Annotated in this window: 8 protein-coding genes; all 8 read right to left on the reverse strand. The window is 72.0% G+C overall.

Going from position 1 to position 12,518, the window contains the following annotated elements:
- Window positions 1-13 precede the first annotated feature (13 nt).
- A complete protein-coding gene (locus FHS13_RS01140) occupies window positions 14-1,432 on the reverse strand; it encodes an endo-1,4-beta-xylanase (protein WP_184285964.1) in 1,419 nt (472 codons plus the stop codon).
- A gap of 91 nt (window positions 1,433-1,523) precedes the next feature.
- A complete protein-coding gene (locus tag FHS13_RS01145; RefSeq protein WP_184285968.1) occupies window positions 1,524-4,187 on the reverse strand; it encodes a glycoside hydrolase family 48 protein in 2,664 nt (887 codons plus the stop codon).
- 179 nt (window positions 4,188-4,366) lie between these two features.
- A complete protein-coding gene (locus tag FHS13_RS01150) occupies window positions 4,367-6,157 on the reverse strand; it encodes a glycoside hydrolase family 6 protein (RefSeq protein WP_184285971.1) in 1,791 nt (596 codons plus the stop codon).
- Between the two features lie 371 nt (window positions 6,158-6,528).
- Window positions 6,529-7,137: a bifunctional DNA primase/polymerase gene (locus FHS13_RS01155; protein WP_184286651.1), complete on the reverse strand. Its 609-nt coding sequence runs from the start codon at window positions 7,135-7,137 to the stop codon at window positions 6,529-6,531.
- Window positions 7,138-7,264: 127 nt separating this feature from the next.
- Window positions 7,265-8,263 carry a porphobilinogen synthase gene (gene hemB, locus FHS13_RS01160; protein WP_184285974.1) on the reverse strand — a complete coding sequence of 333 codons (999 nt, stop codon included), beginning with the start codon at window positions 8,261-8,263 and terminating at the stop codon, window positions 7,265-7,267.
- Window positions 8,264-8,295: 32 nt separating this feature from the next.
- Window positions 8,296-9,978, reverse strand: coding sequence for a uroporphyrinogen-III synthase (locus tag FHS13_RS01165; protein ID WP_184285977.1), 1,683 nt, complete (start codon window positions 9,976-9,978; stop codon window positions 8,296-8,298).
- 22 nt (window positions 9,979-10,000) lie between these two features.
- Window positions 10,001-10,969 (reverse strand): hydroxymethylbilane synthase, encoded by a 969-nt coding sequence (gene hemC, locus FHS13_RS01170; protein ID WP_184285980.1) that lies wholly within the window; start codon window positions 10,967-10,969, stop codon window positions 10,001-10,003.
- On the reverse strand, window positions 10,966-12,429 hold the full coding sequence (locus FHS13_RS01175) for a glutamyl-tRNA reductase (protein ID WP_184285983.1): 1,464 nt from the start codon (window positions 12,427-12,429) through the stop codon (window positions 10,966-10,968). The genes hemC and FHS13_RS01175 overlap by 4 nt, the downstream gene beginning before the upstream one ends.
- Window positions 12,430-12,518 lie beyond the last annotated feature (89 nt).

Here is a 12,518-nt window from a genome sequence, read left to right on the forward strand (position 1 = left end):
CCCCGGGGGTCTGTCAGCCGCAGGCGGCCCCGTTGAGGCTGAAGCCGCTCGGCGTTCCGGCCTGTCCCGTGTGGGTGAGCTGGAAGCCGAACGAGGTGCTCGCACCCGGGGCGAGGGTCCCGTTCCAGGAGACGCCCTCGGCGGTCACCGAGCTGCCGCTCTGGCTCACCGTCGCGTTCCAGGCGTTCGTGATCCGCTCGCCCGAGGGCTGGGTCCAGGTCAGGCGCCAGCCGTTCACCGCCGCGTCGCCGGTGTTGCGGACGGTGACGTCGACGACCGCGCCCTGGCCCCACTGGTTGACGACGGTGTAGTCGACGTCACAGGAGCCGTCCCCGGGCTCGGGGTCCGGGTCCGGATCGGGGTCGGGGCCGGGGTCGGTCTGTCCGCCGCCGAGGGCCTCGTGCATCGCCCAGTAGGCCGGCTTGGGCTGGTAGTTGTCGTCGTAGGGCAGAGCCGCGCCCTGCCCCGGGAAGGTGTCGGGGATCCACGAGTGGGGGTCGGCGACGCCCCACACGGTCACGCCGCCGCAGCCGTCGACCGCCAGACAGGCCTCGAAGACCGTCCTGTAGTCGTTCGCCTGCTGCTGGAGCGCCTGCTGGCTCGCGGGGGTCGACGTGCGGATGTCGACCTCGGTGATGACGACCTCCAGCCCGAGGTCCGCGAAGCGCTGGATGTTGGCCTGCATGCTGCTGGGGACCTGGCCCACGATGAGGTGCGACTGGAGGCCGACCCCGTGCAGCGGCACGCCCTGGGCGAGCAGCGAGGACGCCAGGCGGTACAGGCCGTCGCTCTTGGCGTTGATCCCCTCGACGTTGTAGTCGTTGATGAACAGGCGGGCGTTCGGATCGGCCTCGTGCGCCATCTCCAGGGCCGTGGCGATGTAGCCCTCACCGAGGGTCCGGTGGAACACCGAGTCCCGGAAGCTCCCGTCCTCGTTGAACGCCTCGTTGACCACGTCCCAGTAGTCGATGTCGCCCCGGTACCGCCCGACAGTGGTGGAGATGTGCTCCTCCATCACCTGCTCCAGCTCGGGTCCGCTGAAGCCCCCGTTCGACACCCACGAGGGCAGCTGGCTGTGCCACACGAGCGTGTGCCCGTAGACGTCCTGCCCGTTGGCCTGCGCGAAGTCGACCAGACGGTCGGCGCCCGACCAGTTGAACTGGCCGCGCTGGGGCTGGACCGACTCCCACTTGAGCGAGTTCTCGTGGGTGACGGAGTTGTACTGGGTCGCGGCGATGTCCGCGTACCGGGCGTTGTCCAGCAGATGGGACGACACGGCCACGCCCATGCGCAGCCCGTGCCGGTCGGCCAGGTCGCGCAGCGGGGTCTCTTCCGCCTGTGCGGCCCCGGCCGCCCCCGTGACGAGGGCCAGGGACGCGACGGCGAGGAACGCCGCCACACGCGCGGCCACGGTTCTTCTTCCTGCTGCCATGACCACTCCTTTCCTTTCTTGTCTTGCCGTTGCGGGTGGAAGGGGCCGGACCTGCGGGCCCGCAGGCCCGGCCCCCGTCTGTGTCGGCGGATCAGCCGAAGAGCTCGCCGTGCGTGGCCAGGGCGGTGGCCACGTCGACCTGGGCCCAGAACCGGTGGTAGGTGAACTCGGGGGCCTGACCGCCGTCGAGGTAGGCCTCGACCTTCGGCCAGTCGGGGTCGTCCTCGTAGAAGGACCGGATCGACAGGAACGTGGAGTCGGAGTCGATCACGTCGCCGTTCGGCATCTGGCCGGTCCAGCCGTCGGGGACGTACAGACCGCCGTCGGGCGAGTCGTAGGGGGCGTCGAACCGCTGGTAGTCGGCGCGGACCTCGGGAACCGCCACACCGAGGTCGTCCTCGTGGTGCAGCAGGGCGTCCAGGAGGCCCTCGGCGAACTCGCGCGACTCCGTGTCGCCGGTGGCGGCCGCGTAGTGCATGAGCGTCTTGGCCAGGCCGGCCGCGATGCCCACGTCCTGGTTGTGGTTGAGGACCTCGACCCGCAGGCCCGGGTTGCCCGTGGAGGTCCCGGTCCAGTCGTCGGGCTGTCCGGTCCACTCCATGTCGGCGGGGATCGCGAACTCGCCGTCCGGACCGACGGAGGAGTTCTCCATCGCCCAGGGGACCCACTTGTCGAGGATCTCCCCGGCGCGCTCGTCACCGGTGATGCGGTAGTACTCGGCCACGCGCTCGATGTCCCACACCTGGAAGCCGAACCAGCGGTTCGACGGCGGGTCGTGCCACACCGGCTTCTCGTCGTAGAACATGCCGTAGAACGTGGAGGTGCCCGCGGGCGGCGCGGAGTAGGTGCCCTCCCAGCTGTTGGTGGCACCGCCGGCGATACCGCCGTCGGCGGACTGCAGCCACTGGAGGAACTCCAGCTGGCGGTCGAGGCTGGTGGCCCAGTCCTGGGCCCCGGTCGGCGACTCGGGCTCCAGGGCCGCGCTCTCCGACATGGCGTAGGCCGCCATGACGTTCTGGTAGCCCTGGTGGGCGGAGGATCCGCCGATCCGCCAGGCCCACGGGTACTCGGCGCTCTCCAGGGCGCCGCCCCAGCTGTAGTACCAGGACATCAGGTAGTGCGCGGAGTCCTTGCCCGTTCCGGGGGAGCAGGAAGTCGCGCCGACGCAGTCGCCGATCTCCTTGAAGTACTTGTCGAACATCGCGTAGCGCAGGTAGTCGCCCATGCGGGAGGCGTCGGCGACGCTGTCGGCGATGGCGCCCTCGTTGCCCTGCTCCGAGGCCCACTCGTGCGCCAGGTAGGCGACCTGGACGGCGCGCGCGTCGGCGTCGGGCGCGTTGGTGTAGCGCCACTGCTCGGAGTAGTTCTCGTCGTCGGTGAACAGGTCGAGGTACCCGTTCTCACCGCCGTGGGCGAACGTCTCGCACGAGGGGTGCGGCACGGTTTCCCACACCGACTCGTTGGAGCCCCGCTGGAAGGTGTTGACGTAGGCGGGGGCGTCGTCGGTGCCGTCGCCGCAGAACCCGTACCCGTAGGTGTTGTCCACGTCCAGCAGCCAGTGCATGCCGTAGACCTCGTCGGTCCCGTAGGTACTGGCCAGCTCGGCCGCCAGCGGGTCCCGTCCGACCTCGACCCCCTGGTCCAGCGCCATCGGGTAGTCGCTGGGGTCGATGGACTCGGGGATGTAGGTCGCCGGGGACGAGGGGTCGTAGGAGGCGTTGGTGGGCTGGTCGGCGGTGCCCGGGATGATGAAGGTCTCCATCGACGCCCAGGCCTGGTTGAAGGGCTCCCAGTCGCCGGTGATGCGCCCGTAGGTCGCCTCCAGCCACAGGTAGTAGCTGTAGGCCTCGGAGGTGGTGGCGTGCCCGTGGTCGGGCGCCTCCACGATCAGGGTCTCCACCGAGTGGTAGGGCACCAGGAGTCCGTCGAACTCGCGGAAGTAGCCGCTGGCGGGGTCCTTGATCTTCTCGTACTGGTCGAGGAACTCCTCCTCGTAGGCGCTGCCGGCGCCGGACCGCTCGCGCACGGAGACGGTCACGGGGTCGTGGCCCTCGGCGGAGACGGTGAACTCGGCCCGTGCCGGGTCACCGCTGCCGTCGCCGGAGGAGCTGACGGTGACCTCCTGGGACTCGCCCCAGTTGCCACTGTCGAAGGACAGTGCGGCACCGCTGGTGACCGAGAGGGTGTCGCTGCCGGAGGACCGCTCGACGGTGACGTCGACGGTGTCCTCGGGCTCGGCGGACAGGGCCACGTCGAAGGTGGCCGAGCCGCCCGGGTCGAGGGAGACCGAGGTGGGCGAGACGACCAGCTCCGACTCCTCGGGCTCGGGCTCGGCGTCCTCGCCGCAGGCCGTGCCGTTGAGGCTGAACGCCGTGGGAGCGGCTCCCGAGCCGGTGCCCTGGAACCCGAAGGTCGCGCTCTGGCCGGTGCCCAGGCCGGGTGACCACGCCGGTGCGGTGACCGTGACCGAGCTGCCGCTCTGGCTGTGCGTGCCGTTCCAGGAGTTGGTGATCTGCTGGTTGCCGGGGAACTCCCAGCCGAGGCTCCACGGGGAGACCGGTGAGCCGTTGTTGGTGACCGTGACGTCGGCGGTGAAGCCGCTGCCCCAGTCGTTGGTGATCCGGTAGTCGACCTCGCAGGCGGGGGCCGCCTGTGCGGGTGCCGCCGGGAGCAGGGCGGCCGCCAGTATCGCGGCCGCGACGAGGGGAGGGGGCTTGCGCCATCGTCTGCGCTCGCCCGAGCGGAGGGTGTGCACGTTCGTCCTCCTGGACGTCTCACCCGTCCGCCGGTTCCGGGCACGGCGGCGCCACGCCACCCGCGCTGGCGGGACCGGGGGGAACGGGTTCGGGTGGTGTGGAGGGGCCGGGCGGGCGGGGTCGCCCGCCCGGCCCGGTGGGGCCCCGCCGGGGGCCTCACCAGGGGTGCCTCAGCGCGTCAGTTGACGGGCGGGTAGGCGTTGGCCAGGAGCTCCTGGAACTGCTCGGAGAACCAGTGGCCCGAGACGGGGGCGTCGGGCAGGGCGCCCGAGGGGCTGTTGCCGTTGCGCACGTTGCCGCCGTAGGTCGGGTCGCACATGCGGTCGAAGCCCTTGCCCTCGTCGTTGTCGATGAGCTCGCTCGAACCGTCGGACTCACCCGGGGGCTTCATCCAGACGTAGGCGTCGATGCCCGGCTCGGGCTCGGCCTGCGGGCGCTCGCCGAGGCCGGCGCCGGCCTGGTTGCACCAGTTGCCGGGGTGGATGCGCCGGTCGTAGCGGCCGCCGTCCACGTAGGCGTCCACACTGGCGGTGGGGCCGGGGCCGTCGGGACGGTCGGGGCCGCCCCAGCCGTTGCGGGAGGTGTCGATGAGCATGCCGATGCTGCTGTCGAAGCCCTGGGAGACCAGTTCCTCACGCAGGGCCTGAGCGAAGCTCAGCTCGTCGATGTAGTTGTTCCAGTCGACCCAGGAGGACTGCCGGACCGGAACACCGGCGATGGTCTGGCCGATGGAGAAGTTCTCCTCCTTGAGGGCCGAGTAGTTCGCCGTGTTGGCGATGAAGCCGTGCACGTCGTCGGGGGTGGCACCGGCGGCGTTGGCGGCCTGGTAGAAGATCTGGGCGGAGGCGGTGAAGTTGTCCTCCCAGCCGATCCAGCCGTGGTGGCCGGCGTCCACGTAGTTGTAGACGTTGTCGATCGCGCCCAGCTGCGCCAGCGCGTAGCCCACGCCCTCGACGTAGTTGCCGTTGGCCAGCATCTCGTCGCACTGCGGGGTGGCCGTGTCCCTCGGTGTGACGTTGGTGACCAGGTTCGGCAGGGAGTCGATCTCGACGGTCGTGACGATCCGCAGCTCGGTGTCCTCGTAGTCGGCGAGGATGTCGGCGATCGGGTCGATGTACTCGTTCTTGTAGCGGTCGATCTCGTCCGGGCCCAGCTCGCCGTTGGAGGCCAGGGCAGAGCAGTCTCGGCCGGGCAGGTTGTAGATGACCACCTGGAACACCAGCGGGTCGCCGTCCGCCTGCTCGAGCGCCTCGTCGAGGTGGTCGCGCAGGCCCATGTTGCCGGTGGTGGGGCTGTCGTTGCCCTCGATGGCGCTGATGCGGTCCAGCCACACGCCGGTGGGCTCGTCGGCGACGGCGGCGCCGCCGGGCTCGGCCGCGGCGTTGGCCGACCAGATCGGGTTCACGTAGACGTCGGCGCCCACGTAGGGGTTGTCCACGCGGCTGCCGGGCTCACCCGGTTCCCCGGGCTCGCCGGGCTCCTCGGGCTCACCGGGCTCACCGGGCTCGTCCGGATCCCCGGGCTCCTCCACGGAGCCGTCACAGGACACGCCGTTGAGGGTGAACTCGGTCGGGTTCGTGTTCGAGCCGGAGTAGGAGGCGTTGAAGCCGAACTCCACGCTGCCGCCGGAGGCGATGGAGGCGTTGTATCCGGCGTCGCCGACCGTGACGTCCTGCCCCGACTGGCTGTAGGTGCCGTTCCACAGGTTGGTGATCCGCTGATTGCCCGAGTAGGTCCACTCCAGGTCCCAGCCGTTCACCGCGTCACCGTGGTTGGTGATGGTGACACTGGCCGTGTAGCCGGAGCCCCAGTCGTTGACGTCGAAGTCGACCGAGCAGCCTGCGGCCGCACTGGCCGGAGCGGTGGGGACGAAAGCCAGGGCGGTACCGACCACCATGGCGGAGAGAGCGGCTGTGCCGCGTCGTGCGCGCGCCGGACCGGTCCGGGCCGCACTGGGGATTCTGCTCATCTTCTGCTTCCTCATGGTGTGGGGACCCAATAAGGAGGGGGGTGAGAAGTGTCGGTCGGGACGTGCCGTTCCGACTGTTGCGAAAATCCGGTTCTCTCTGCGGATGTGGTGGTGCGCGGGGCATGGCATTCTCCGGCGGACGGTGTCGTACCGTTTTTCGGGAGCGCTCCCAAGCAGCCGTCGGGATACGCTTCCGAAAATGAGCGGGGGGTCGGTGCGGGTGGGTTCGCGGACAGGAGGCCTTGTTCCGAGTGACGCATCCCACTTTTTCGGGAGCGCTCCCATGAGCGTAGCCACGCGACACCGAGTTGTAAACACCGCGTGAAAAAGAGATTGCGTTCCGTTGAGGCCCGCGTGCCGGGGAGGGGCCGTCAGGAGCCCTGCCCGAACTCCTCGCTGGCGTCGGCGAGGATCCCGAGCACCGCGATCGGGTCGGGCAGGACCACCGATCCGTCGCCGTCGCGGGGGGTGCGGATCCACGTGACCCGGTCGCCGGAGGGCAGCAGGGAGGGGGCGCCCAGGACGAAGCTGTCGCGGCAGTGCCAGCGCAGGCCCGGCATCTCCTCGACGGACTCGGGCACGCAGTCCAGGTGGCACGACCACCACTCGTCCTCGTCGACCGGCGAGCGCGTCGCGACGAAGAAGAGGTACCGCGAGCCCAGTGCCGCCACCGGTCCCGCCGGCAGCCCGGCGCGGCCCATCCGGGCCAGTGCCATCACACCGGCCTCGCGCGGGACGTCGAACACGTCGAAGACCCGGCCGGTCGGCAGGACGACGTTGGCGTCAGGGTTGTCGGTCCACCAGCGCCGGATGGTGTCGGCGTCGGTGGCGGCCTCCACCCCCCAGGCCACCGTCATCGGGTGCGCGGCCGGATCGGGGCATCCCATGCGGTCGCAGGAGCACGCGCGGTCCTCCCCCGGCGCGGCGCCGCGGACCACGGGCCATCCCAGGGCCGCGTAGCCCAGCGCGGCGTCGACCATCGCAGCCGCCGCCGGACGCCGTTTGCGCCGATACAACACCTCTGCCAAGGGAGTCCTCCCCATCGGTCCGGAACAGGTGCGGCCTTCTGTCCCGTCCCCCGGCGGCCGCGACCGGGACGGGGCCCTGCTAGCGCAGCAGGCGCGCGGCCTCGGTGGCCCAGTAGGTGAGGATCTGCTCGGCCCCGGCCCGCCGGTAGGAGGTCAGGGTCTCCAGGATCGCCTTCTCCCGGTCGATCCAGCCGCGCTCCGCCGCCGCCTCGATCATCGCGTACTCACCGCTGACCTGATAGGCCGAGACGGGAACCGGCGAGATCTCGGCGACCTTCGCGACGACGTCGAGGTAGGCCAAGCCGGGCTTGACCATCACCATGTCGGCGCCCTCGGCGACGTCCAGGGCCACCTCGCGCAGCGACTCCCGGACGTTGGCGGGGTCCTGCTGGTAGCCGGAGCGGTCCCCGAACTGGGGCGCGCCCTCCGCGGCCTCCCGGAAGGGGCCGTAGAAGGACGAGGCGTACTTGGCGGCGTAGGCCAGGATCGGCACCTGGGGGAAACCTGCTCCGTCCAGCCCGGCGCGGATCGCCGCGACCTGGCCGTCCATCATGCCGCTGGGCGCCACCACGGCGGCGCCCGCCTCGGCCTGCGCGGCGGCGATGGACGCGTAGCGCTCCAGGGTGAGGTCGTTGTCCACGTGGCCGCCGGTCTCCAGCGGGCCGCAGTGGCCGTGCGAGGTGTACTCGCACAGGCACAGGTCGGCCATGACCACGAGGTCGTCGCCGACCTCCGAGGACAGGTCGCGCAGGGCCGCCTGGACGATCCCCTCGGGGTCGTCGGCGGCCGAGCCCCGCTCATCCTTGTGCGCGGGAATCCCGAACACCATGAGCCCGCCCACGCCGGCGGCGGCCGCCTCGGCTGCCGCCTTGCGCAGGCTGTCCCGGGTGTGCTGCACCTGGCCCGGCATGGAGGAGATCGGCACGGGCGCGTCGATCCCCTCCTTGACGAACACCGGCAGGACGAGGTTCTCCGGCAGGACCCGCGTCTCGGCGACCAGGCGGCGCAGCGCGGCGCCTCGGCGCAGGCGGCGCGGCCGGGCGACGGGAAAGGCGGCGTCGTGGCTGCTGGCGGTCACTTCGGGCTCCTGGTGTGTACGGACGGGCTCGGTCAGAGCTTGCGGCGGCGGCCGCGGCGCTTCTGGCTCGGCTTGAGGACGGGCTTGCCCGCCTCGATCGCCTCACGGCGCTTGGCAGCACCGTACTCCGCCAGAGCCTCCGCGAGGGCCGATACGGAGGCCTTGGGCGCCGCCACGTCGACGCGCAGGCCGAACTCGATGGCGGTCTTCTCCGTCTCCGGGCCGATCACGGCGATGACGGTGGTGTTGTGCGGCTTGCCCGCGATCCCCACCAGGTTGCGCACCGTGGAGGAGGACGTGAACAGCACCGCGTCGAAGCCGCCGCCCTTGATCGCCTCTCGGACGGGGGCGGGCGGCGGCGCCGCGCGCACGGTCCGATAGGCGGTGACGTCGTCGACCTCCCAGCCGAGGTTGGTCACCCCGGTGGACAGGGTCTCGGTGGCGATGTCGGCACGCGGCAGCAGCACCCGCTCGATGGGGTCGATCTCCGCGTCGTAGGGCGGCCAGACCGACACCAGTCCGGCGCCGGACTGGGCCTCCTCCGGCGGGGAGAGGTCGGGCTCGATCCCGAAGTCGCGGACCGCCTGCGCGGTGGCCTCGCCCACGACGGCGACCTTGACCCCGGCGAACGCGCGGGCGTCCAGGCCGTAGGACTCCAGGCGTTCGCGTATGGCCTTGACCGCGTTGACGGAGGTGAAGGCCACCCACTGGTAGCGGCCGGTGACCAGCCCGCGGACGGCGCGCTCCATCTGCTGCGGGGTGCGCGGCGGCTCCACGGAGATCGTCGGCACCTCCTCGGGGACCGCCCCGTGGGCGCGCAGCTGGTCGGAGAGGGCCGCGGCCTGCTCCTTGGTGCGGGGCACCAGGACGCGCCAGCCGAACAGCGGCCTGCTCTCGTACCAGGACAGCTCGGGCTGGCGGGCGGCGGCCGGGCCGACGATCATCGTCGCGGGCGCGGTCACGTGGTGCCCCTTGGCGTCCTTGGCCTTGAGGTCGGCGACCAGGCGGGCCAGGGTGGAGGTGACGGTGGTCTGGCGGGTGGTGCCGCCGGCGCGGACCACCGAGACGGGTGTCGTCGCCGGACGGCCCCCGGCGACCAGGGCCTTGCACAGGACGTCGAAGCCGGGGCCGCGGTGCTCGGGATCCGCCTCGGCGGGGGCGTCGGCGCCCAGGACGACCAGGGTGGCGCCGCCGGCCGCGGCCTCGTGCCAGTCGATCTCGTCCCCGCCGCGCGAGCGGGCGTCGAGGATGCGCACCTCCGCACCCGCGTCGCCCAGGAGCGGGATGCCCGCGAAGGTCGCCGCGGCGGTGGCCGAGGAGACGCCGGGGGCCACCTCGACCTCGATCTCCGCCTCGTGGCAGGCGGCCACGAGGTCGGCGCCGCGGCAGCCGAAGAACGGGTCCCCGGAGTAGAGGCGGACCACGCGCAGGCCCTCGCGGGCCCGGGCGAGGACGAGCGAGTTGACGTCGCTGCCGCACCCCTCGGCCTCGACCACGGAGACGTCCTCGGAGCAGAGGGCGAGGAACTCGGCGCGGAAGCCGGCGAGTTCCTCGGCATCGGGTTCCCGCAGGGTGACGACCACGTCGGCGAGGCGCAGCAGCTCGGCGCCGCGCAGGGTCAGCAGGTCGGCGCCGCCCGGACCGGCTCCGACCAGGGCGACGTGTCCCGCACGCGCGGAGGCGTGCCGGTCCTGGGAACTGGCGTTGGCGTTCACTTACTGGCTCCTCTGCGGGGACTCAGGGCGTGTCCCGTTCCTCGAAGGCTTCGGCGACGATGCGGTCGGCACCCTCGGCGATCATCTGCTGGGCGAGGTCGCGGCCGAGCGCGGCGGCCGTGTCGAGGTCCCCGGCCGAGGCCAGGGCCACGGTGCGCTCGCGGCGCACGGACTCGCTGCCGTCGGTGGCCGCGACCACGGCCCGCAGCCGGAGGGTGCCGGCCTCGCCGTCGTACTCGGCGTAGGCGCCGACGGGAGCGGCGCAGCCGGCTTCGAGCTCGGCCAGGACGGTCCGCTCCGCGGTGACGGCGGCGCGGGTGCCCGGGTGGTCGACGGAGGCGAGGTAGGCGAGGTCCCCGTCCCGGCGCTCGGTGCGGCACTCGACCGCCAGGGCGCCCTGGCCGGGGGCGGGCAGCATCTGCTCGGGCTCGAAGACGTCGGTGACGTCGTCCAGCCTGCCCACGCGGCCGAGTCCCGCGTAGGCCAGGACGACGGCGTCGAGCTCGCCGGAGGCGACCTTGCCCAGACGGGTCTCGGCGTTGCCCCGGATGGGGACGTAGACCAGGTCGGGGCGCAGGATGGAGAGCTGGGCGACGCGGCGCGGCGAACCGGTTCCGACCTTGGAGCCGGCGGGCAGGTCGGCGAACTTGAGGCCGTCGCGGGCGCACAGGGCGTCGCGCGGGTCGTCCCGCTCGGTGACGGCTGCCAGGACGAGCCCGTCGGCGGGCGTGGTGGGCAGGTCCTTGAGCGAGTGGACGGCGAAGTCGATCCTGTCCTCCAGCAGCGCGTCGCGCAGGGCGTTGACGAACACGCCGGTGCCGCCGAGCTGGGTCAGGTGGGCGCGGGTCACGTCGCCGAAGCTGGTGATGAGCTCCAGCTCGATGGCCTGGCCGGTGCGCTCGGTGATGGTGTCGGCGACCATCTGGGACTGGCTGGTGGCCATGTTGCTGCGCCGGGTGCCGAGCCTGGCCGGCCTTGTGGTGGCGGTCATGCCTTCTCCTGGGCGGCCTGTGCCGCCGTCGTGGTGTCGAGGTCGAACAGTCGCCGCAGTGCAGCTTCGTAGGAGCCCCCGTCCGGGTCCGCGGCCAGCTCCTTGACGCGCACGGTGGGTCTGTGCAGGAGCTTGTCGGCGACGCGGCGCATGGCGCGGGTGATCTCCTCGCGGGTGCGGTCGTCGAGGTCGTCGGGCAGGCGCCCGTGGAGGCGCGAGAGCTCCGCCTCCACGACCTGCTGCGCCTGGGCGCGCAGGGCGACGACGGTGGGCGTGACCTGGTTGACGCGGCGGACCGCGCGGAACTCGGCGACCTCTTCGTCCACGATCTCGCGGACGAGGGTGAGCGCTCCGGCGCGGCCCTCACCGGTGTCCCCGGTGGCCGCGGCCCGGCGCATGTCCTCGATGTCGACGAGTTGCACGCCCGGCAGGTCGCGGACGGCGGGGTCGATGTCGCGGGGCAGCGCCAGGTCCAGGAAGACGAGGGGGGTGGTACGGCCCTCGGTGGCGCCGGCCACCTCGTCGGCCGTGAGGACCAGCCCCTGCGCTCCGGTGCAGGAGATGACGAGGTCGGCGTCGGGCAGGGCGGACGCGGCCTCGTCGAAGGGGACGGTCCGGGAGGAGACGCTGTCGTAGGCCTCGGTGAGGCACTCGGCGAGGCGTTCGGCGCGCTCGCGGGTCCGGTTGGCGACGACCACGGTGGAGGCGCCCTGGCGGGCGACGGTGTTGGCGGACAGCGCGCTCATGGAGCCCGCGCCGAGAACGAGGACGCGGACACCGTCGAGCGGCCCCTCGGTGGCACGGGCCAGCGGCGCGGAGCCGGTGTCGCCGGGCTCGGCGGACATCGGGCAGCCGGCCGGGGGCGTGGCGCCCACCGCGGGCACGGTCTGGTCGGCGGTGGTCTCCCGGCCGCCCGTCGGGCCCAGGCCCAGGCCGTCCATGGCCACGGTGAGACCGAAGCTCACCATGTCGGCGCCCGCGTGGTCCAGGTGGGTCTCGGTGTGGGCGCGCTTGCCCACGCGCAGGGCGCGCTGGCCCAGGTCGTTGAGGACACGGCCGACGAAACCGCGCTCCTGCCCCTCCTTGAGGGCGTCGCGGACCTGGCCGAGGATCTGGCCCTCGCCGAGGACCATGGAGTCGAGCCCGCAGGTGACGGAGAACAGGTGCTGGACGGCACGGTCCTCGTAGTGCACGTACATGTGCTCGGAGAGCTCGCCGAGGGGGACGCCGGTGTGCCAGGAGAGAAGTTCCGTGATGGCGGCGACGCCGCCGTGGAAGGTCTCGACGTCGGCGTAGACCTCCGTGCGGTTGCAGGTGGAGACCACCATGGCCTCGTTGACCGCCTCCGTGCCGAGCATCTCCTCGACCGTCTTGACGCGCATCTCGGCGTTCAGCGCGACACGTTCGAGCAGCGCCACCGGCGAACTGCGATGGCTCAACCCCACGGCCAGGACACTCATCCGCATTCTCCTATGCAGGCACTACTCAGCGTCTCTCCATGCTCGGACAGGGCCCCCGGTCTCTGTGCGCGACCCCCCGAAAGGCGGTG

The sequence above is a fragment of the Nocardiopsis algeriensis genome (assembly GCF_014203695.1).
In the GTDB taxonomy this organism is placed as follows: domain Bacteria; phylum Actinomycetota; class Actinomycetes; order Streptosporangiales; family Streptosporangiaceae; genus Nocardiopsis; species Nocardiopsis algeriensis.